21 protein-coding genes and 1 riboswitch are annotated in these 21,116 nt (G+C 71.1%); of the genes, 17 read left to right on the top strand and 4 right to left on the bottom strand.

The features are described 5' to 3' along the window. The first annotated feature begins 12 nt into the window (after positions 1-12). The 10 genes from EJC51_RS09795 (at position 13) to EJC51_RS09750 (ending at position 8,982) form a co-directional block, all read left to right on the top strand. Positions 13-1,179, top strand: a complete 1,167-nt coding sequence (locus EJC51_RS09795; protein WP_126270719.1) for an ROK family transcriptional regulator — start codon at positions 13-15, stop codon at positions 1,177-1,179. Positions 1,180-1,383: 204 nt separating this feature from the next. Continuing rightward, a riboswitch (FMN riboswitch) is annotated at positions 1,384-1,514 on the top strand. Positions 1,515-1,660: 146 nt separating this feature from the next. After that, positions 1,661-2,266, top strand: coding sequence for a riboflavin synthase (locus EJC51_RS09790; protein WP_126270718.1), 606 nt, complete (start codon positions 1,661-1,663; stop codon positions 2,264-2,266). After that, complete coding sequence (locus tag EJC51_RS09785) at positions 2,263-2,907, top strand: nicotinamide mononucleotide transporter family protein (protein ID WP_126270717.1); 645 nt, start codon at positions 2,263-2,265, stop codon at positions 2,905-2,907. Before EJC51_RS09790 ends, EJC51_RS09785 begins: the two co-directional genes overlap by 4 nt. Continuing rightward, the gene (locus tag EJC51_RS09780; protein ID WP_126270716.1) at positions 2,904-4,202 is read left to right on the top strand and encodes a bifunctional 3,4-dihydroxy-2-butanone-4-phosphate synthase/GTP cyclohydrolase II; all 1,299 of its coding nucleotides are present in this window, start codon (positions 2,904-2,906) and stop codon (positions 4,200-4,202) included. Before EJC51_RS09785 ends, EJC51_RS09780 begins: the two co-directional genes overlap by 4 nt. A gap of 33 nt (positions 4,203-4,235) precedes the next feature. Then, positions 4,236-4,721 carry a 6,7-dimethyl-8-ribityllumazine synthase gene (gene ribH, locus EJC51_RS09775; RefSeq protein WP_020128903.1) on the top strand — a complete coding sequence of 162 codons (486 nt, stop codon included), beginning with the start codon at positions 4,236-4,238 and terminating at the stop codon, positions 4,719-4,721. 34 nt (positions 4,722-4,755) lie between these two features. After that, a complete protein-coding gene (locus tag EJC51_RS09770; RefSeq protein ID WP_030946750.1) occupies positions 4,756-5,028 on the top strand; it encodes a phosphoribosyl-ATP diphosphatase in 273 nt (90 codons plus the stop codon). A 49-nt stretch (positions 5,029-5,077) separates the two neighbouring features. Next, the gene (gene hisG / locus EJC51_RS09765) at positions 5,078-5,935 is read left to right on the top strand and encodes an ATP phosphoribosyltransferase (RefSeq protein WP_126270715.1); all 858 of its coding nucleotides are present in this window, start codon (positions 5,078-5,080) and stop codon (positions 5,933-5,935) included. A 14-nt stretch (positions 5,936-5,949) separates the two neighbouring features. Then, on the top strand, positions 5,950-6,393 hold the full coding sequence (locus EJC51_RS09760; protein ID WP_126270714.1) for a PH domain-containing protein: 444 nt from the start codon (positions 5,950-5,952) through the stop codon (positions 6,391-6,393). Between the two features lie 181 nt (positions 6,394-6,574). Further along, entirely contained in the window at positions 6,575-7,900 is a 1,326-nt protein-coding gene (locus tag EJC51_RS09755) for a hemolysin family protein (protein ID WP_126270713.1), read from the top strand. Next, complete coding sequence (locus EJC51_RS09750) at positions 7,897-8,982, top strand: hemolysin family protein (RefSeq protein WP_126270712.1); 1,086 nt, start codon at positions 7,897-7,899, stop codon at positions 8,980-8,982. The genes EJC51_RS09755 and EJC51_RS09750 overlap by 4 nt, the downstream gene beginning before the upstream one ends. Before the next feature lie 49 nt (positions 8,983-9,031). On the opposite strand, the gene EJC51_RS09745 is transcribed toward EJC51_RS09750, so the two are convergent. Beyond that, a complete protein-coding gene (locus tag EJC51_RS09745) occupies positions 9,032-10,888 on the bottom strand; it encodes an AAA family ATPase (protein ID WP_126270711.1) in 1,857 nt (618 codons plus the stop codon). Positions 10,889-11,320: 432 nt separating this feature from the next. After that, positions 11,321-11,941: a uridine kinase family protein gene (locus EJC51_RS09740; RefSeq protein WP_126270710.1), complete on the bottom strand. Its 621-nt coding sequence runs from the start codon at positions 11,939-11,941 to the stop codon at positions 11,321-11,323. A 200-nt stretch (positions 11,942-12,141) separates the two neighbouring features. On the opposite strand from EJC51_RS09740, the gene EJC51_RS09735 reads away from it, so the two are divergent. The 3 genes from EJC51_RS09735 to EJC51_RS09725 all read left to right on the top strand — a co-directional run bounded on the left by EJC51_RS09735 (position 12,142) and on the right by EJC51_RS09725 (position 14,459). After that, on the top strand, positions 12,142-13,506 hold the full coding sequence (locus tag EJC51_RS09735) for a peptidase C39 family protein (protein WP_126270709.1): 1,365 nt from the start codon (positions 12,142-12,144) through the stop codon (positions 13,504-13,506). Between the two features lie 84 nt (positions 13,507-13,590). Next, entirely contained in the window at positions 13,591-13,731 is a 141-nt protein-coding gene (locus tag EJC51_RS09730; protein WP_126270708.1) for an SCO1431 family membrane protein, read from the top strand. A gap of 65 nt (positions 13,732-13,796) precedes the next feature. After that, positions 13,797-14,459, top strand: coding sequence for a TetR/AcrR family transcriptional regulator (locus EJC51_RS09725; RefSeq protein ID WP_126270707.1), 663 nt, complete (start codon positions 13,797-13,799; stop codon positions 14,457-14,459). A gap of 51 nt (positions 14,460-14,510) precedes the next feature. Here EJC51_RS09725 and EJC51_RS09720 read toward each other — a convergent pair whose 3' ends face one another. Beyond that, positions 14,511-15,746 (bottom strand): glycoside hydrolase family 18 protein, encoded by a 1,236-nt coding sequence (locus EJC51_RS09720; protein WP_126270706.1) that lies wholly within the window; start codon positions 15,744-15,746, stop codon positions 14,511-14,513. 336 nt (positions 15,747-16,082) lie between these two features. On the opposite strand from EJC51_RS09720, the gene EJC51_RS09715 reads away from it, so the two are divergent. The 3 genes from EJC51_RS09715 to EJC51_RS09700 all read left to right on the top strand — a co-directional run bounded on the left by EJC51_RS09715 (position 16,083) and on the right by EJC51_RS09700 (position 19,935). Then, positions 16,083-17,255, top strand: a complete 1,173-nt coding sequence (locus tag EJC51_RS09715) for an acyl-CoA dehydrogenase family protein (RefSeq protein ID WP_126270705.1) — start codon at positions 16,083-16,085, stop codon at positions 17,253-17,255. Between the two features lie 472 nt (positions 17,256-17,727). Further along, positions 17,728-18,828, top strand: coding sequence for an Rv3169 family protein (locus EJC51_RS09705; protein ID WP_126270703.1), 1,101 nt, complete (start codon positions 17,728-17,730; stop codon positions 18,826-18,828). A 12-nt stretch (positions 18,829-18,840) separates the two neighbouring features. After that, entirely contained in the window at positions 18,841-19,935 is a 1,095-nt protein-coding gene (locus EJC51_RS09700) for a phosphotransferase family protein (RefSeq protein ID WP_126270702.1), read from the top strand. 19 nt (positions 19,936-19,954) lie between these two features. Here EJC51_RS09700 and EJC51_RS09695 read toward each other — a convergent pair whose 3' ends face one another. Continuing rightward, positions 19,955-20,389, bottom strand: coding sequence for a hypothetical protein (locus tag EJC51_RS09695; RefSeq protein ID WP_126270701.1), 435 nt, complete (start codon positions 20,387-20,389; stop codon positions 19,955-19,957). Positions 20,390-20,657: 268 nt separating this feature from the next. Here EJC51_RS09695 and EJC51_RS09690 point away from each other — a divergent pair, with 268 nt between their 5' ends. Next, positions 20,658-21,098: an Lrp/AsnC family transcriptional regulator gene (locus EJC51_RS09690; protein ID WP_030677853.1), complete on the top strand. Its 441-nt coding sequence runs from the start codon at positions 20,658-20,660 to the stop codon at positions 21,096-21,098. Positions 21,099-21,116 lie beyond the last annotated feature (18 nt).

Raw genomic sequence — 21,116 nt, 5'->3', positions numbered from 1 at the left:
AAGGATCCCGGCATGCCCGCATCCCCCAGCACCGCCCGGGCCATCAACGACCGGCTCGCCCTGCGTCTGCTCCAGCGGGAAGGGCCGTTGACGGCAGGGCAGTTGAAGCAGCTCACCGGCCTGTCCCGGCCGACCGTCGCCGACCTCGTCGAGCGCCTCGCCGTGGCCGGACTGATCGAGGTGGCCGGGGAGTCGGGCGAGCAGCGCCGCGGCCCGAACGCGAAGCTGTACGGCATCGTCGCCGACCGCGCCCAGCTGGCCGCGCTCGACGTCCGCACCGAGGGCGTCTCGGTCGTCGTGTCCGATCTGCTGGGCCGGGTGCTGGCCGAGTCCTCGGCCCCGATCGCCGGGGACGTCGGCACCGGCCCGGCCGTCGAGCAGGCGGTGGCCCTGGTGGAGCGGGTCGCCAAGGAGGCCGGCGCCGACCGCCTGCACACCGTCGGCATCGGCGCCCCCGGCCTCATCGACCCCGCCACCGGTGAACTCCGCAGCTCCACGGGCCTGCCCGAGTGGCACCGCCGCCTGGTCGCCGCCCTCCAGGAACGCCTCCCGGAGGCTCGGGTCCACGTCGAGAACGAGACGAACCTGGCGGCCCTGGCGGAGCAGCGGGACGGCGTGGCGCAGGACCGGGACACGTTCGTCCTGCTGTGGCTCGGCCACGGCACGGGCGCGGCGGTGGTCCTGGACGGCTCCCTGCGCCGCGGCGCGTCCGGCGGCACGGGGGAGATCGGCTTCCTGCCGGTGCCGGGGACGGCGGGGCTGCCGTCGGCGACGGGATGCGAGGGCGGGTTCCACTCGCTGGCGGGCTCGGCGGCGATCGCGGAGCTGGCGGGGGAGTACGGGGTGGTGGCGGAGGCCGGTGAGCATGCGCCGGCGGCGGCGGGGCTGGTGGCCGCCGGGACCGCGGCCTTCCTGGACGCCCTCGCCGACCGCCTCGCCGTGGGCGTCTCCTCCGTGGTGGCCGTCCTGGACCCCGGCTGCGTGGTCCTGGGCGGCGAGGTGGGGCAGGCGGGCGGTGCGGATTTGGCGCGGAGGGTGGAGGAGCGGGTGCGCCGGATGTCGCCGCTGCCGACGGAGGTGCGGTCAAGCGCCCTGGGTGGCGCGGCGGTGCTGCGGGGTGCGCTGCTGACGGCACGGGACCGGGCCCAGGACGACCTTTTCAGCCCGCCTGAGCGCTGACGTCATGCCTGAAGGGCCCGGCGGCGGGCAAGGGCCGTCGTCACCGCCGCCGGGCCGGTCCGTGGTGATCCAGAAAGGACTAGACCAAAGAGTCTTACAACCGGGCCGGGTTGAGAAGTCCAGGGACGGTACCTGTGAGCCACTCCACACAACTCACCCGTATGGACCACGATCAGCCGTGGCACACTGGCTCTGTACCAGAAGCAGCGCACTCCGGGGTCGGTGAAAGTCCGAACCGGCGGTTACAGTCCGCGACCCGACCGCTTCCAGCGGCCGGTTGACCAGGTGAAATTCCTGGACCGACGGTTAAAGTCCGGATGGGAGGCAGTGCGCGGCGGGCGGGCATTCGTGCGCGCCGCCGTAAGTGTTCGTCCTCGTGGACGACTCTGTCCGGCGTCGCCCCCGGTGTTCCTGCTCGCTCATTCTGTCGTCATCGACAGCCCCGGAGTCCGTGCCCGAATGAGGCAGGAGGACCCGGGAAGTGTTCACCGGAATCGTCGAAGAGCTGGGTGAGGTCACCGCCGTCGAGAATCTCGGCGACGCCTCCCGCTTCCGGCTGCGCGGCCCCGTCGTCACCGACGGCGCGAAGCACGGCGACTCCATCGCCGTGAACGGGGTCTGTCTCACCGTCGTCGAGCACGAGGGCGACGAGTTCACCGCCGACGTCATGGCGGAGACCCTCAACCGTTCCAGCCTCGGCGCCCTCACCGTCGGCTCCCGTGTCAACCTGGAGCGCCCCACCGCCGTGGGCGCCCGGCTCGGCGGCCACATCGTGCAGGGCCATGTGGACGGCACGGGCCAGGTGCTGGAGCGCAAGCCCTCCGAGAACTGGGAGATCGTGAAGGTCTCGCTCCCCGCGGACCTCGCGCGCTACGTCGTGGAGAAGGGCTCCATCACCGTCGACGGCATCAGCCTCACCGTCGTCGAGGCCGGCCCCGACTACTTCACGGTCAGCCTCATCCCCACCACCCTCGACCTGACCACGCTCGGCCACAAGCAGCCCGGCGACCCGGTCAACCTCGAGGTCGACGTCGTCGCCAAGTACGTCGAGCGGCTGCTCGCCGGCACGCAGGGAGCGGGCCGGTGAACTCGCTCAACACCGAGGCGTTCAGCCTCTTCGGCCAGCACATCCTCTGGTCGGACATGATCGGCAACATCTTCGGCCTGATCGCCCTCGCCCTCGGCTGGCGCCGCTCCATCTGGAGCTGGCCCGTCCAGTTCCTGGCCGGCCTCATCCTCTTCGGCGCCTTCTACGGCCATCTGACCGGCAGCGCCGGCAAGCAGGCGATCGTCATGGTCGTCGCGCTGTACGGCTGGTGGCAGTGGAACCGCCGCAGCAAGGAGCAGGGCGCCGACGGTCACATCGCCCCGCGGTTCGCGACCTGGCGCGAGCGCGGCGCGATGGCCGCCGCCGCGGCCGTCGGCACCGTCGCCGTCGCGCTGCTGTTCAAGGCGTACCCGAGTCTGTCCTGGGACCCTTGGCCGGACGCCTACATCTTCGTCGGCACCGTCGTCGCGATGTACGCCCAGGCCCGCGGCATGGTCGAGTTCTGGATCGCCTGGCTCCTCGTCGACCTGGTCGGCGTCCCCCTCAACTTCGCCAACGGTTACGCCTTCTCCGGCTTCGTCTACGTCATCTACGGCGCGCTCGTCCTGTGGGGCATGCGCGACTGGTGGCTGCGCTCCCGCACGGCCGCGCGGCCCGCTCTGGAAGGAGCGCCGGCATGAGCACCGCAACGATCCTGTACAGCACGGACGGCATCGAGGACTTCGCGCTCGACCCCATCGAGCAGGCCATCGCCGACATCGCGGCCGGCCGCCCGATCGTCGTCGTCGACGACGAGGACCGGGAGAACGAGGGCGACCTCGTCGTCGCGGCCGAGAAGGTCACCCCCGAGATCGTGGCCTTCATGATGAGCGAGTGCCGCGGCCTGATCTGCGCGCCCATGGAGGGCGAGGAGCTGGACCGGCTCCGGCTCCCGCAGATGGTCGAGGACAACACCGAGCAGATGAAGACGGCGTTCACCGTCTCCGTCGACGCCTCCGGCGCCCACGGCGTGACCACCGGCATCTCCGCCGCCGACCGCGCCACCACGCTCCGGCTGCTGGCGAGCGGCGACGCCGAGCCCACCGACTTCGTCCGCCCCGGCCATGTCTTCCCGCTGCGCGCCCAGCCCGGCGGTGTGCTGGTCCGCAACGGTCACACCGAGGCCGCCGTCGACCTCGCCCGCCTCGCGGGCCTGCGCCCGGCCGGCGCGATCGTCGAGATCGCCGGCGAGGACGGCCGGATGCTGCGGCTGCCCGAGCTGATCCCGTTCGCCCGCAAGCACGGCCTGACGATCATCTCCATCGAGGACCTGATCGCCTACCGCCGCTCCGCCGAGCCCACCGTCCGCCGCGAGGCCGAGGTCCGACTGCCCACCGCCCACGGCGAGTTCACGGCGTACGGCTACCGCTCCACGGTCGACGGCGTCGAGCACGTCGCCCTGGTGCACGGCGAGATCGGCGACGGCGAGGACGTCCTGGTCCGCGTCCACTCCGAATGCCTCACCGGCGATGTCTTCGGCTCCGCCCGCTGCGACTGCGGCCCCCAGCTCGACGCCTCCCTGGACCGCATCCAGAGCGAGGGCAGGGGAGTGGTCGTCTACCTGCGCGGCCACGAGGGTCGCGGCATCGGCCTGCTGTCCAAGCTGCGGGCGTACGAACTCCAGGAGCGCGGCCGCGACACCCTCGACGCCAACCTGGAGCTCGGCCTGCCCGCCGACGCCCGGGACTACGGCGCCGGCGCCCAGATCCTCAAGGACCTCGGCGTGCGCAGCGTCCGCCTGATGACCAACAACCCCGACAAGTCCGACGCCCTGCTCCGCCACGGGCTCAAGGTCAACAGCCGGGAGCCGATGCCGGTACAGGCGGGCGAGCACAACCTCCGCTACCTGCGCACCAAGCGGGACCGGATGGGCCACGACCTGCCCTGGCTGGACACCGCCCCCGCGGCGCCCGTGTCCGCCTGCAACAACCAGTAACCCCTGTAAAGCACATCTAGGAGACCTGAGAACGTGAGCGGCAAGGGTGCACCGGAGCTGTCCGTACGCAACGTGGGCGACCTGCGGGTCGCCGTCATCGCGGCGCAGTGGCACGAGAAGGTGATGGACGGACTGGTCGACGGCGCCTTGCGCGCCCTGCACGACCTGGGCATCGACGAGCCGACCCTGCTCCGGGTCCCCGGCAGCTGGGAGCTCCCGGTCGTCGCCAAGGTGCTGGCCGGGCGGGGCTACGACGCGATCGTCGCCCTCGGCGTCGTGATCCGCGGCGGCACCCCCCACTTCGAGTACGTGTGCCAGGGCGTCACCCAGGGCCTCACCCAGGTCTCCGTCGAGACCGGCGTCCCCGTCGGCATGGGTGTGCTGACCTGCGACACCGAGGAGCAGGCCCTGGACCGGGCCGGCCTGGAGGGCTCCAACGAGGACAAGGGGCACGAGGCGGTGACGGCGGCGGTGGCGACCGCGGCCACCCTCCGCTCAGTATCTGAACCGTGGCGCTGACGGACGGCGGGTGTGGCATAGGCTGAGCGTCACCATGTCCAATAAGACGTTCGAGGAGCTCTTCACCGAGCTCCAGCACAAGGCCGCACACGGCGACCCCGCCACCTCCCGCACCGCGGAACTGGTCGGCAAGGGCGTCCATGCCATCGGCAAGAAGGTCGTCGAGGAAGCCGCCGAAGTCTGGATGGCCGCCGAGTACGAGGGCAAGGAGGCGGCTGCCGAGGAGATCTCGCAGCTGCTGTACCACGTCCAGGTGATGATGGTCGCCCGCGGCATCTCGCTGGACGACGTCTACGCCCACCTGTAAGTCCGCCCGTTCCACAGTTCCTCCCCATCACGCAAAGGAAGCCGACCTCATGCTGCGCATCGCCGTCCCCAACAAGGGTTCCCTGTCAGGCCCTGCGGCGGAGATGCTGCATGAGGCCGGCTACCAGCAGCGCCGCGAGTCCAAGGAACTGCGGATCGTCGACCCGGAGAACGAGGTGGAGTTCTTCTACCTCCGCCCCCGCGACATCGCGATCTACGTCTCCTCCGGCCGCCTCGACATCGGCATCACCGGCCGCGACCTGCTCATCGACTCCGGCGCCAAGGCCGAGGAGATCCTCCCGCTCGGCTTCGCCCGCTCCACGTTCCGCTTCGCCGCCAAGCCCGGCACCGCGAGCGGCGTCCAGGACCTCAAGGGCAAGACGGTCGCCACCTCCTACGAGGGCATCGTCGAGGGCCACCTCGCCGACAACGGCGTCGACGCCTCCGTCGTCCACCTCGACGGCGCCGTCGAGACCGCCATCGAGCTCGGCGTCGCCGAGGTCATCGCGGACGTCGTCGAGACCGGCACCTCGCTGCGCAACGCGGGCCTGGAGGTCTTCGGCGAGCCGATCATGAAGTCCGAGGCGGTCGTGATCCGCCGTACCGACGCGGACACCTCCTCGGAGAACGAGCCCAAGGTGCAGCAGTTCCTGCGCCGCCTCCAGGGTGTCCTCGTCGCCCGGACCTACGTGATGATGGACTACGACTGCCGCGTCGAGCAGCTGGAGAAGGCCGTCGCCCTCACGCCGGGCCTGGAGTCCCCGACCGTCTCCCCGCTGCACAACGAGGGCTGGGTCGCCGTCCGCGCGATGGTCCCCGCCAAGGAAGCGCAGCGGATCATGGACGACCTGTACGACATCGGCGCGCGGGCCATCCTGACGACGGCCATCCACGCCTGCCGTCTCTGAGGGACCCCACCGCCATGTCCGACGTTCCCGCCCTCCCCGTCACCTTCCGCCCCGGCCGCACCCGCGCCGTGCTGCTCACCGCAGGTGTCGCGATCTTCGCCACGATCACCGCGATCGCGCTGCTCCTGGAGAAGCTCGGCCCCGGTGAGCGGCTCAGCTTCATCTTCACCGCGGCCCTCATCTTCGGCGTGCTGGCCATGCTCGCCCGCGTGAAGGTGGTCGCCGACGACTCCGGCGTCACCGTGGTGAACATCGCCTCCAGGCGCCGCCTGGACTGGGCCGAGATCATCCAGGTGAACCTCCGCCCCGGCGATCCCTGGGTGTTCCTCAACCTCAGCGACGGCACCAGCCTGCCCGCCCTGGGCATCCAGCCGGGCATCGCCAAGCAGCAGGCCATCACCGACGCCCGCGCGCTGCGGGCGCTCGTCGAGGCCCGCGGCACAAGGGATCTGCCGTAGAGGGCCCTGTCTTGATTAATCTGTTGGCGGAGACGTTTTCGTCGCGCCTCCGCCGCTGATGTCCCGACCGGCCCTCAGTGGCCCGACCGCTACCCGAGGAGTGATTCCCTCCAGCGATGGACGGATCGTCCTGTAGTACCTGCGCCGCCCCCTCCCGACATACCGGTGAGGCGGCGGCATCATGACCATCCCCCTGCTGCTCCTCGCAGCCGCCTTCCTGCTGATTCTCGCCAACGGCTTCTTCGTCGCGGCCGAGTTCGGCCTCGTCACGGTCGAGCGGCCGGACGCCGAGAAGGCCGCTGCCGAGGGCGACAAACGCGCCCGTACGGTCGTCGAGTCGCTCAAGGAGCTCTCCTTCCAGCTCTCCGGCACCCAGCTCGGCATCACCATCACCTCCCTCGTCGTCGGCATGCTCGCCGAACCGGCGCTCGCGGAGCTGCTGGACGGCCCGATCACCGCGATCGGCATCCCCGAGGGCGCCGTCTCCGGTGTCGCGGTCGTCATCGGCATGCTGCTGGCGTCCGCCGTGCAGATGGTGATCGGCGAACTCGTGCCCAAGAACTGGGCGGTGTCCAAGCCGTTGCAGGTCGCCCGCTTCGTCGCCGGCCCGCAGCACGCCTTCGCGCGCCTGTTCCGCCCGGTCATCGCCGCGCTGAACGCGGTGGCCAACCGGCTCGTCCGCGCGCTCGGCGTCGAGCCCACCGAGGAGCTGGCCTCCGCCCGCACCCCCGGTGAACTCGTCTCCCTGGCCCGGCACTCGGCACAGGCCGGCACCCTGGAGCAGGACACGGCAGACCTGTTCGTACGGACCCTGTCGCTCGCCGAACTCACCGCGCAGCACGTCATGACCCCGCGCGTGAAGGTCAGCTCGCTCCAGTCGTCGGCGACCGCCGAGGACGTCGTCAACCTCACCCGTGCCACCGGCCTGTCCCGCTTCCCCGTCTACCGGGAGAAGATCGACGAGATCGTCGGCATGGTCCATCTCAAGGACGCCCTGGCCGTCCCCACCCACGAACGGCTGCGCACCCCCGTGGGCAGGATCGCCCGCCCGGCGCTGCTGGTCCCGGAGACCCTCCCGGTCCAGCCGCTCCTCGCCCAGCTGCGCAGCGAGCAGCCCATCGCCGTCGTCGTCGACGAGTACGGCGGTACGGCCGGAGTGGTCACCCTGGAGGACATCGTCGAGGAGATCGTCGGCGAGGTCCGCGACGAGCACGACGGCCAGGACGTGCCCGAACTCGCCGCCGCCCCGCCCGAGGACGGCCGCCCCGCCTGGGACGCCGACGGCAGCTGCCGGGTCGACATCCTCCAGCGCATAGGCCTCGACGTGCCCGAGGGGCCGTACGAGACCGTCGCCGGGCTGGTCGCCGACCTGCTCGGCCGGATCCCCGCCGTCGGCGACCGGGCCGAACTGCCCGGCTGGCGGCTGTCGGTGCGCCGCGTCGGCCACTACCGCGCCGAGCGGGTCCGCCTGGTCCGCACGGGTGTCGTCGTGGAGGCCGCCCGATGAGCGTGCTCCAACTCCTCTTCGCCGGGCTGCTCGTACTCGCCAACGGCTTCTTCGTCGGCGCCGAGTTCGCGCTCGTCTCCGTCCGCCGCAGCCAGATCGAACCGCTCGGCACGGCCCGGGCCCGGCAGGTGCTGTACGGGCTGGAGCGGCTGCCGCAGATGATGGCCGCGGCCCAGTTCGGCATCACCGTCTGCTCGTTGACGCTGGGCGCGGTCGCCGAACCGACCGTCGCGCAGCTGCTGGAGCCGGTCTTCGAGTGGATCCATCTGCCGCACGGCATGATCCACCCGCTGGGCTATGTGATCGCGCTCGCCGCGGTCGTCTTCTTCCACCTCGTCATCGGTGAGATGGTCCCGAAGAACCTGGCGATGGCCGCCCCGGAGAAGGCCGCGCTGTGGCTCAGCCCCGGTCTGGTCGCCTTCGCCCGGGTGTGCAAGCCGATCACGATCGCCCTCGGCGCCTGCGCCCGGGCGATCCTGCGGCTCTTCCGCGTCGAGCCCAAGGACGAGGTCGAGGCGGTCTTCACCAGCGAACAGCTCAACCGCCTGGTGGAGGACTCCGGGCAGGCCGGTCTCCTCGACCCCGAGGAGCAGGAACGCCTGGAGGACGCCCTGGAGCTGGGTTCCCGCCCGGTCACGGACGTCCTCCTCCAGAGCGACTCCCTGGTGACCGTCGGCCCGTCGGTCACGCCCGGCCAGGTCGTCGAGCTGACGGCGCGCACCGGCTACTCCCGCTTCCCGGTGGTCGCCGACAACGGCGCCTTCATGGGCTACCTGCATGTGAAGGACGTACTGGACCTGGAGGAGTCCGAGCGTGCGGTGCCCCAGCACATCTGGCGCTCCATGACGACCCTCCGGTCGGAGTTGCCGCTGGACGACGCCCTGACGGTGATGCGCCGCGCGGCGACGCATCTGGCGCAGGTCGCGGACGCGTCGGGCAAGGTGCTGGGCCTGGTCGCCCTGGAGGACGTGCTCGAACTCCTGGTGGGCGAGGTGACGGACCCGGCCCACCGGGAGGCCACGGAGGTGAAGGTGACCGAGCCCCGGGCGAGCGGTGAGCCCGAGGAGGCGTTCGCCCAGTAGCGCCGGGCGGGGGCTGCAGCGCCGACGGGTCTGTAGTGCCGGGCGGGGGCTACAGCGCCGACGGGTCCTGTGGCCCCCGCCCCGACAGCACCTCTCCGTACGCCTGCATCAGATCCGGCAGCCGCAGCGTCGACAGGTCGTCCCGCGTCAGCATCCCCGGATAGGTCGACAGCCGCAGATCCCGGTACGCGCAGCTCTTCTCGTACAGCGTCCGCAGGAACCGTCCGTTGCCCAGCTCGTCGATCCACCCCTGGTCCACCACGTGCCCGGCGATCGACCGCAGCTCGTCCAGCGCCTCCTCGTCCCACACGTCACCGTTCTCCGCGGCGAGGACCTCACCGATCGAGGTCAGCTCCAGGGGGCGGTACGACGGGAAGTCCACGCGGGTCGTGAAGCGCGACGACAGTCCGGGGTTGGCGGCGAGGAGGCGGTCCATGCCCTCGGGATAACCGGCCAGGATCACCACCAGGTGGTCCCGGTTGTCCTCGGCCCGCTTCAGCAGCACCTGCAAGGCCTCGTCGCCGTACGCGTCGCCCTTGCCGTAACCGGAGTTGGAGAGCGAGTACGCCTCGTCCACGAACAGCACCCCGCCGATCGCGGAGTCGATGAGCTCGTTGGCCTTCACGGCGGTCTGCCCGAGGTACTCGCCGACGAGATCGGCCCGCTGGGCCTCGACCAGATGGTCACCGCCGAGGAGGCCGAGGGCGTAGAAGACGCGGCCCAGGATGCGGGCCACGGTGGTCTTGCCGGTGCCGGAGGGGCCGGAGAAGACGAAGTGCCGCTTGGGGGGCTGGACCGGCAGCCCCTGTCCGGCGCGCAGCCGCGCCATGTTCAACTGTGCCGACAGTGCCTTGACCTGCCGTTTCACGGGCTCCAGGCCCACCATGCGCTCCAGTTCGTTGAGCGCTTCCTCAAGTAAGACCGGGTCGGTGGGGCCGGCGGGCAGGGTCGGGGAGGTGGCGAGCTTCTCGCGCACCGCCGGGTCGGTCACCTGCGGCAGCGGGCCCGTCGGCAGGTCCGGCTCGGACAGCCGCAGGTCCCGGCCCTCCGCGCCGAAGAGCGGATCGAGACCGTCCGGCCCGTCCAGGACGTCCTGCGCGCCGGACAGCGTGATCGCCGCGAGGTCGGCCGCGTCGTCGTAGCCGTCGCCCTCGGCGATCGCCGCGAGCCGGGCGGAGGTGTCCATGAAGGCCGGGTCGACGCGGTGCACGGCACGGTAGAGGGGGAGCGCGGCGGCGGAGCGGCCGGTGCCCTCGTGGGCCCGGGCGAGCCAGTAGCGCAGTTCCTTGCGCTGCGGCTGCTCGCTGCGACAGCGCATCAGCGCCGCCGACAGCAGGGGCTCCGCCTGGCCGTACATCTCCAGCCGCACCCGCGCCATGCCGCCGAACAGGCCGGCCTCGATGCCGAGCAGCGGATCGTCGATCAACGGGTCGGTGTGCCGGATGAGTTGGTCCCAGTCCTTGACCAGATAGGACCGGCAGGCGTGCAGGAAGCGCACCTGCGGATCGGCGTCCACGGGCGGCAGGCCCGCCAACGCCCGGTCCAGCTCCGGGACATGGCGTCCGTCGAGCCAGTGCGAGGCGTGCGCGAGCAGCAGGTCGCGCGGGCTCTCCAGCACCGGCTGCACCCACCAGCCCAGCCAGTACCAGGAGTTGAGGGTCCTGCGGTGCCGGGCGCGCTGTTCCCCGAAGCGCTCGCGGTGCCGGAACATCCGCAGCAGCGCGGTCGTCGTGTCGATGCGCAGCGCGTGCAGCCCGAGCCAGCCGTCGGCCATCCCCGGGTCCATCCGCACCGCGGCCCGGAACTCCTCCTCCGCCTGCGGATAGGCCCCCATCGTGTAGGCGTCCACACCTCGCAGCCAGGCGAGGTCGGCCGGGGCCTTGGAGCCCTGCGTGCCGAAGTCCATCACGTCCCCCACAAACCGTGCCCCCGTTGGTTGGTCACCGAGCCGTCGCCCGCCGACCGCCTTGATCGAACCGCCTTGCTGCGGACCGGAGTTGCAACGGTGCGCAGAGCTGCCGTCCGTAGGTCGCACCGAGGGCATCGTACCTGCGGGGGCAGGGCCCGCCGTAGGGTGCCGCACAGGCCGTTTGGCGAGGTGGGAGCAGATGGGGCGCATTCCGTGTGGTGACCGAGGGTGAGCGGATCGCGGCTCGGAGCGCCCGAAAAGGGAGTTGAGGGCAGAACGAAGCCCCCGATCACGGGGGAACAACCGGGGGCTTCGCGACTGCGGGCGGCTGCGATAGGCCGCACATTGAGAACGTAAGTCCTGTACGGCCCGTCGGTCAAGCCGAGTTGAAGCACTCCGGGAAGTTCGACCGCAAGGGTCTTCACAAGTTCAGCACATTGCGGATGGTCCCTCACCCTGAGTGATTTTCTGGTCCGGTCCAACGGTCCCGGCAGGCCCGGTGAGCGCCTCGTACCCCTGCTCCACCTGCCGCACCAGGAGATCGGCGAACGGCCGAGAAGGGTCGTCCGCGAAGTGCGCGCGTTCCGCCCGGACCCACCCGTCCCAGAACTCCCGCTGCTCCGCCCCGTCCCGGGAGCGCCCCCGGGTCCAGGACTCCTCGCGGGGCAACTCCATCCACAGCAGCTGGGCCAGGTGGGGCCGCAGGGCCCGCCGTCCGGCGCCGACGCCTTCGACGAGGGCCACGGGGGCCGGGGGCAGATCCCGCGGCGGGCCGAAGCGCCGGGCGTGCCAGTCGTAGGGGGCGTAGTGCGCGCTCTCGCCCCGCCGCCACGGCTCGATCACCTGCTCCAGCAGCCGCCCGGTCCAGCCGAACAACTCCTCGTGGCTCGCGATGTCGTCGAGGTGCAGCACCGGCGCACCCCCGAGCTCCGCCGCCAACTGTCCGGCGAACGTCGACTTCCCGGAGCCGGCGTGTCCGTCGATCCCGATCAGCCGGACCGGCCCGCAGGACGGGGGGAGCCGGCGGAGCCGGGAGACGAGGTCGCGCATGGCCGGTTTCCTGGGGCGTCGGGGGCGGTGAGCGCTGTGCACTTTAGCCGCCGCAGGTCATGCCAGTGGTCCAGGCCAATATTCGTGGGCGTGGCATGGCTCGAAGTGCTGGCAGGAGGCTGTCGATTGTGGTCATAGTTGGCGCACGAACGAGCAGTGGACCTGCCCGAACTCGGACACACTTGGGGGTCGTTCCGTCCATGAGCAGAGCCGAACAGCCGTCCCGGAGAGCCGTACTGACCGCCGCGGTCGCCGCCGCGGTCGCGGGCGGCGCGGGCCCGGCCGTCGCCGCCGACACCGCGCCCGGCGCCGGGAGGCCCGACCAGGCCCCGGCGCGCCTGGTCGACAACCGTTTCTGGACGTCGTACGCCGACTGGCGCGGCGGTCTCGCGAAGGGCACGCGTGCCGTCGCGGGCGCCCGTCCGGGCCTGGTCATCGCGACCGCCGCCGGCACCGTCGCATACACCGACCCGCACATCGGCAAGACGGCCGACTGGGAGTACGGGAGCTGGACGTCCCCCGTCCACAAGCTCACCGTCCCCTCGACCGAGGCGATCGCCTCCTGGAACGCGCACACCCCGGACGGCACCTGGCTCCAGGTGGAACTCAAGGGCACCTACTCCGACGGCACCGACACCCCCTGGTACGTCATGGGCCGCTGGGCGGCCGGGGACCAGGACATCCGGCGGACCTCGGTGGACGACCAGACGGACGACAAGAGCAGCATCTGGACGGACACCTTCGCGATCGACGACCCGGCGACGGGGCTGCGCCTCACCTCGTACCGCCTGCGCCTCACCCTCTACCGCAAGCCGGGCACCAAGAAGACGCCCACGGTCTGGCGGCTCGGCGCGATGGGCTCCGACATCCCCGACCGCTTCACCGTCCCGGCCTCCACGCCGGGGCTGGCCCAGGAGCTGATCGTCCCGCGGTACTCGCAGGAGATCCACGCCGGCCAGTACCCCGAGTACGACAACGGCGGCGAGGCCTGGTGCAGCCCCACCTCCTCGCAGATGATCATCGAGTACTGGGGCGGCCGGCTCACCCCGGAGCAACTGGCCTGGGTCGACCCGACGTACGCCGATCCGCAGGTGTGCCACGCGGCCCGGTACACGTTCGACTACCAGTACGCGGGCTGCGGCAACTGGCCGTTCAACGCGGCCTACGCGGCCACCTTCGACGGCCTCCAGGGCGTGGTCACCCGGCTCGGCTCGCTCACCGACCTGGAGACCCTGATCGCGGCCGGCATCCCGGCCATAACGTCCCAGTCCTTCCTGAAGGAGGAGCTCACCGGGGCGGGGTACGGCACCTCCGGGCACCTGATGACCGTCATCGGCTTCACCGCCGAGGGCGATGTGATCGCCAACGACCCGGCCTCGCCCAGCGACGAGGCGGTGCGCAGGGTCTACAAGAGGGCCGAGTGGGAGAAGATCTGGCTCCGTACCAAGCGGTACAACGCCAGCGGCAAGGTGGTCTCCGGCACAGGCGGCGTCTGCTACCTGTACTTCCCGGCCCGGCCGACCCCGCGGCAGTGCAAGGCGCTCGCGGCGGTGGGAGTGCGCTGAGGCGGAGCGGGGCCCCGGTGAGCGCCGGGGCCCTGTGACCAAGGTCTCGGCCGCAAAAGCCGCGGTCGGTGGCAAGGTGGACGAATGACCGCATCAACAACCGCCGCCGCCCGCGCTCGTACCGGCGGCCCCGAGGACGATGGCCCGAAGGTCCTCGAACACATCGCAGGCTGGACGCTCGTCGTGGTGATCGCGATGCTCGTGACCCAGCTCGGCCTTCTGTGACCTGACTCCTGCTTGACCTGACATACTGCGGGTGTCCCGCCACCAGCCCGAGACCAGGGTCGAAATTGAAGATCAGTGATCAGCGTGCGGCCGCCCGGCCACGGGCGCGCGGCACCGAGCGCTCGGTCGCACGCCGCGCCGAACTCATCGCGATCGGGCGGCGGTTGTTCGCCGACACGTCGTACGACGCGCTCTCCATGGACGACATCGCCCGTCAGGCGCATGTCGCCAAGGGGCTGATCTACTACTACTTCCAGTCCAAGCGCGGCTACTACCTGGCGATCATCCAGGACTCCGTGGCCGACCTGGTCACCTTCGCGGCGAGCGGCCTCCAACTGCCCCAGGTGGACCGGGTGCAGCGCACGATCGACAGCTATCTGCGCTACGCCGAGCACAACCAGGCCGCCTACCGCACGGTGGTCAGCGGTGGCGTCGGCTTCGACACCGAGGTGCACGCCATCCGGGACGGGGTGCGCGAGGCGATCGTCGCGACCATCGCCGAAGGCGCCTACGGCCGCACCGACATCGCTCCCCTGGCCCGCATGGGCCTGCTGGCCTGGGTGTGCAGCGTCGAGGGCGCCACCCTCGACTGGATCGACCGTCCCGAACTGCCCCGCGACACCATGCGCGAGCTCCTGGTGAAGACCCTCGGCGGCGCGATGCGCGCCATCGAGGAACTCGACCCGGCCTACCCGGCCCCGGAGCCGGCCCGCCGCGACGAGGCCTGAACGAAGGGCGGAGGCCTCCGCGCCTCCGCCCCGGGTTCCCTGCCCCTGCCGTCAGTTGATCGCCTTGATCAGCTCACCGCCCGTGGTGTCACCGCTCAGCTCCCAGAAGAAGGTGCCGCCGAGCCCCTGCTGGTTCTTGTACGTCATCTTCGTCGCGATGGTGGCGGGGGTGTCGTAACTCCACCAGTTGGACCCGCACTTGGCGTACGCGGTGCCGGCCACGGTCCCGGTCGCCGGGCACTTCGACTTCAGCACCTTGTAGTCCTCGATGCCCTGCTCGTACGTCCCCGCCGCCGGGCCGGTCGCCGTGCCACCGGGTGCCGACTGGGTGACGCCGGTCCAGCCGCGGCCGTAGAAGCCGATCCCGAGCAGCAGCTTGGAGGCCGGGATGCCGAGGCCCTTGAGCTTGGCGATGGTCGCCGAGGTGTAGTAGTTCGCCGTCGGGATGCCCGAGTAGGAGGTGAGCGGCGAGTGCGGTGCCGTCGGGCCGGTCGAGGCCCAGGCGCCGAAGTAGTCGTACGTCATCGGATTGTACCAGTTGACGTACTGGGCCGCGCCCGCGTAGTTCGCCGCGTCGATCTTGCCGCCCGAGGTGGCGTCGGCGGTGATGGCCGCGGTGACCAGCGCACTGCTCCCGAACTTCGAACGCAGCGCCGCCAGCAGGTTCTTGAACGCCTCCCGGCCGCTGGTGTCACAGGTGTTGCCGCACGCGTTCGGGTACTCCCAGTCGATGTCGATGCCGTCGAAGACGTCGGCCCACTTGGAGTTCTCGACCAGGTCGTAGCAGGACTGCGCGAACGCGGCCGGGTTCTTCGCGGCCTCGCCGAAGCCGCTCGACCAGGTCCAACCGCCGAAGGACCAGAGGACCTTGAGGCCGGGGTGCTTCTTCTTCAGCTCCCGCAGCTGGTTGAAGTTGCCGCGCAGCGGCTGGTCCCAGGTGTCGGCGACACCGTCCACCGACTCGGCGGCGGTGTAGGTGCGGTCGGTGGCCGCGTAGGCGTCGCCCATGGCGCACTTGCCGCCGGTGACATTGCCGAAGGCGTAGTTGATGTGGGTGAGCTTGGCCGCGGAGCCGGACGTCTCGATGTTCTTGACGTAGTACTTGCGGTCGTAGGTGCCCCATTCGGTGAAGTAGCCGACGACCTTGGATGCCTTGAGCGTGGGCTCGGCGGCGGTCTCGGCGGTCGCGGTGCCCGCTCCGGCCAGCAGTCCGGCGCCGAGGACCGCGCAACAGGCGGCCGACACGAGCGCCCGGAACCGGGTGCGGGGACGTGGGGAGGTGTGCATCGGGTGTCTCCTCGTGGGGGAGAGGGGAGCATGCGCCGATTGGCATGAACGCGGTAAGGCGTTGGTCCGTCACGGTAGGAGGACTAGACCAGTACGTCAATGGTTCGGACCAATTTCGTGCCGCTCCAGCCCCGCTCCAGGTTTCCTGAAGTAAGCGGTCGTTAACTGGTGACTCGGTGCCGCCGATCGGGCATACTCACAGCGCAGAGCCGCTGGTCAGCAGCTTCCGAGACCCGGGGGTGCGAGCATCGGCACAGCCCTCAGCCAGACCCCGGCGGAGTCGCCCACCCAAGGCGCACGTCCGTCGATGTGCCCGACAGGGAGGAGAGCGTCGCCATGCCTGAGCGCGCCCCGCAGCCGGTGGACCGGCAACTGCCCACGGACGAGGCCCGGGACCTGATCTCGCTCGTCCGCGACATCGCGCAGCGAGAGATCGCTCCCAAGGCGGCCGAGGAGGAGGACGCGGGACGCTTCCCGCGCGAGGTCTTCACCCTGCTCTCGGAGTCCGGACTGCTCGGACTGCCCTACGACGCCGAGTACGGCGGCGGCGACCAGCCGTACGAGGTCTACCTCCAGGTCCTCGAAGAACTCGCCGCGGCCCGGCTCACCGTCGGCCTCGGGGTCAGCGTGCACACCCTCGCCTCCTACGCCCTCGCCGCCTACGGCACCAAGGAGCAGCAGGTCGAACACCTGCCCGCGATGCTCGGCGGCGGCCTTCTCGGCGCGTACTGCCTCTCCGAGCCGGCGTCCGGCTCGGACGCCGCGTCCCTGCGGACCAGGGCGGTCCGGGAGGGCGACGGCTGGGTCATCACCGGCACCAAGGCCTGGATCACACACGGCGGCATCGCCGACTTCTACACCGTCATGGCCCGCACCGGCGAGGAGGGTGCCCGCGGGATCACCGCCTTCCTGGTGCCCGGTGACGCGGCGGGCCTCAGCGGGGCGCTGCCGGAGAAGAAGATGGGCATGAAGGGCTCGCCCACCGCCCAGGTCCACCTCGACGGAGTGCGTGTCGGCGACGACCGGCGGATCGGCGACGAGGGCCAGGGCTTCGCGATCGCCCTGTCCGCACTCGACTCCGGGCGGCTCGGCATCGCGGCCTGCGCGATCGGCGTGGCCCAGGCGGCGCTGGACGCGGCCGTGGGATACGCGACGGACCGGCGGCAGTTCGGCAAGCCCATCGCCGACTTCCAGGGGCTGCGCTTCATGCTCGCCGACATGGCGACCCAGATCGAGGCGGGCCGCGCCCTGTACCTGTCGGCGGCGCGGCTGCGGGACGCGGGCCGGCCGTTCGCCAAGCAGGCGGCGATGGCCAAGCTGCACTGCACGGACACGGCGATGAAGGTCACCACCGACGCCGTCCAGGTCCTCGGCGGCTACGGCTACACCGCGGACTTCCCGGTCGAGCGCTACATGCGCGAGGCCAAGGTCCTACAGATCGTCGAGGGCACCAACCAGATCCAGCGGATGGTCATCGCCCGTCACCTGGCGGGGCCGGAGACGCGCTGAACTGGCCGGGTCTGACCTGCGGCGCCGCGAGCCTGACCCACTCCGGGTCGTGGCGCCCGGGCAGGGTCCGGCCCCGGTCGGCCCACACCCGCATCAGGTCGCGGTAGATCGGCGGATCCGGCTGCGCGGGCGGCGGAACCGATTCTGCGGGCGGCGGCACGAACACCCGGTGCTGACGCCCGGTCGCTGAATATGTGGGGGTCATACCAGGGCAACGCGATGGCGGTCGGGCAGGTCACCCGTGGGCGGAATCGAGCGTGAGTTCGCGGGCGTCCCCGGGCCCGGCGCTCTTCCGCCCCGTCGCGGCCGCCCAGTGTCCGGCCCGCCTCCTGTCATGGCCGCCCAGTGTCCAGCCTGGCCCCTGTCATGGCCGCCCAGTGTCCGGCCTCCTCCCTGTCACGGTCGCCCCGCGTCTGGTCTCCGCCGCTCATCTGACGTACCGTCAGCCCAGCCGCCTCCAGGGAGGTTTGCCGTGGCCGACGACCGCCCCGTACCGCTCGACGAGTACCCCGTGCACCAGGTGCCCCTCTCCATGAAGCACGTGGCGACCGGTGACCGGAACGCCTACGACCGCTGCATCTTCCACGTCCTCGACCACGAGGGCCGTGCGCTGCTGATCCTCGGGCTCGGGGTGTATCCCAACCTGGGGGTGATCGACGCGTACGCCACCTTGCGCACCGGTCAGGTCCTGCACGCCGTGCGCGCCTCGGACACCCTCGGCGAGGACCGGATGCGGCTCGCCGTCGGCCCGCTGAGGATCGAGGTCGAGGACCCGCTGCGCCGGCTGCGACTGGTCTGCGACGACGACTCGTTGTCGTACGACCTCCGCTGGACCGCCGACTTCCCGGCCCTCTGGGAACCCCACCACGTCCAGCGCCGCGGCGACCGGCTCACCCTGGAGGGGCGGCGCTTCGTGCAGGCGGGGAGTGTGGAGGGCGCACTGCGCGCGGCGGGCGAGGAGCTCCGTGTCACGCCGGGGGAGTGGACCGGCACCCGGGACCGCAGTTGGGGTGTGCGTCCGATACCGGGCGAGGACGGCGGCCCGCTCGCCGCGGAGCATCCCACCGAGGGCTTCCACTGGATCTGGTGCCCGGTCCATCTCGGCGACCGCTTCCTGATGGTGGTCGTCCAGGAGGACGCCGACGGCTACCGCACCCTCAACGACGCCACCCTTGTCCGCCCCGGCCGGCGCGACCGCCAACTCGGCTGGCCCCAGGCCGAGATCACCTACCGCCCCGGCACCCGTCACCCCGAGCGGGCCGTCGTCCACCTGGGAGACCCGCGCAAGCCGCAGGAGCTGGAGGTGGAGATCCTCACCTCCTCGCCGCTGGCCCTCGGCGCCGGCTATCCACCCGCCGACGACTGGCAGCACGGCACCTGGCGCGGCCCCGGCTGGACCGACCGCCGTACCTACGACCTCACCGAGCCGCACCCCCTGGCCGCGTACGGGGTCACCGACCACGCCGCCCGCTTCCGCCTCGACGGCCAAACCGGCCACGGCATCTTCGAACACGGCTCGTTCGGACGGCACGACCCGAGCGGGTTCACCGGCTTCGACTCCGTTGCCCGATAAGGGGGTTGCCTCATGGCCACGGCACCTCGGCCCCGTACGACCACCCGTGACCCGGAGGACCTCGCCCGGCGCCTCACCGCCTGGCTCGACACCCGACTCCCCGGCGCGAAAGCCGTCGGCGTGACCGTCCCCGCCTCCAACGGCATGTCCAGCGAGACGCTCCTCTTCGACATCGAGCACCCCGAACCACCCCTGCGGGCCTGTGCGTTGAGGCTCGCGGCGGACCCGGCGGCGTACACCGTCTTCCCGGTCTACGACATGGTCCGCCAGTACCGGACGATGCGTGTGGTGGGCGAGCGCTCCGACCTGCCCGTGCCGAAGGTGCTGTGGCTGGAGGAGGACCCCGGACCGCTCGGCGCGCCCTTCTTCGTCATGGAGCGCGTGGAGGGCCGCGTCCCGCCGGACGTCATGCCGTACACCTACGAGGGCAACTGGCTGCACGCGGCGAGCGACGAGGAGCGGGAGCGTCTGGAGGCGGCCTCCATAGGGCTGTTGGCCCGACTGCACGACCAAGTGCCGTCGGCGGAAGCCCAGTTCCTGGCACTCCCCGGGGAGGGCGACGCGTTGCACCGCCACGTCACCGCCCAACGCGCCTACTACGACTGGGTCGTCGACGGCACAGCCCGCTCACCGCTCATCGAGGCGGCCTTCGACCGGCTGGCGGAGACATGGCCGCGCGAACCCGGTCCGCCCGTCCTCAACTGGGGCGACGCGCGCATCGGGAACGTCGTCTACGACGGCTTCGCCCCCGCCGCCGTCCTCGACTGGGAGATGGCGGCGCTCGCTCCACGCGAGGTCGACCTCGGCTGGACCGTGTATCTGCACCGCTTCTTCCAGGACCTGACCGAGGCCTTCGGCCAGCGCGGACTGCCGGACTTCCTGCGCCGCGACCGCATCGAGGCGCGCTACGCCGAACTCACCGGTCACACGCCGCGCGACATGGACTTCTACATCCTCTATGCCGCCCTGCGGCAGGCGATCGTCATGCTGCGCGTCGCCTACCGGCAGGTGCACTTCGGTGAAGTCGCCGTCCCGGCCGACCCGGACACACTGATCCTGCACCACGGCAGCCTGCGAGCCATGGTGCAGGGCAGCTACTGGGGTTGAGCGGTGCCTGGGGGCGCGCTCAGGCGGCCTGGCGTCGCATCGCGGGGACCCGCATGGGGCGCGAGCCCGGTCCGCCGACGTGCGAGAAGGGCTGGGTCCGCCAGTCGAGTCCCTGAGGGAGCGTCAACAGCAGGGCGGTGTCCTGCTCCTGGGGCTCGACGTCCTCGTCCGCCGGACGCGCGTCGGCGGCGCGGCGGCCGGTGCCGGCGCAGACCGTGAGACCGAAGGGGTTCCAGGGCGAGGCGCACAGGGCGTGCTCCGGAAGCACCTCCTCGTCCGCCAGGAGGGCGATGGGCTGCGCGCAGTCAGGGCAGACCACCCGGAACATCTCGAAGGTGTCGTACGCGTCGAGCTCGTCGTCGAGGGCGTCGGGTTCGACGCCCTCCGGCTCGGGATCGGCGACCGCCTGGAGTCGCTTGGGTGCGGTACGACCAGGGCGCTTAAGACTCTGCATGGGATTCTCCCCCTCGGGCTGGGCCGTGAAGGCGCTGCGGCCTCGACCACAGCAAGCACTTCCCGCCCCGTCTCGGCGGTAATCACGAGAACATCACGGAGACCGTTCGGGTGCTGTGGCGTTCGTCACATGCCGCATGCAGGTGCCCGGCGCGGCCGTTTTGTCCCCCAGCCGGCTCACAGGCCGCTCTCGGCCACATCACGAACAGGGCATGACCTGGGCCGCTGAGGTATCGGAGGAGATCACGGGCGCTGTAAGTTCTTGCGTCATGGAGGAGCTGGACCGTCAGATCGTGCAGCTGCTCGTCAAGGACGGGCGGATGAGCTACACAGACCTGGGCAAGGCCACGGGCCTGTCCACGTCGGCCGTGCACCAGCGGGTGCGCCGGCTGGAACAGCGTGGCGTCATCCGTGGATACGCCGCGGTCGTCGACCCGGAGGCCGTCGGGCTGCCCATGACGGCCTTCATCTCGGTGAAGCCGTTCGACCCCAGCGCCCCCGACGACATCGCGGAGCGCCTCGCCGGCGTGCCCGAGATCGAGGCCTGCCACAGCGTCGCGGGCGACGAGAACTACATCCTCAAGGTGCGCGTGGCCACCCCGCACGAACTGGAGGAGCTGCTGGCGCGACTGCGGTCGCTGGCAGGCGTCTCGACCCGGACCACGGTGGTGCTGTCGACCCCCTACGAGGCCCGGCCGCCCCGCATCTGACCCACCTGCGTGCGGAGC

The sequence above is a fragment of the Streptomyces aquilus genome, assembly GCF_003955715.1.
Taxonomy (GTDB): Bacteria; Actinomycetota; Actinomycetes; order Streptomycetales; family Streptomycetaceae; genus Streptomyces; species Streptomyces aquilus.
This window is presented reverse-complemented; position numbering and strand designations above follow the sequence as displayed.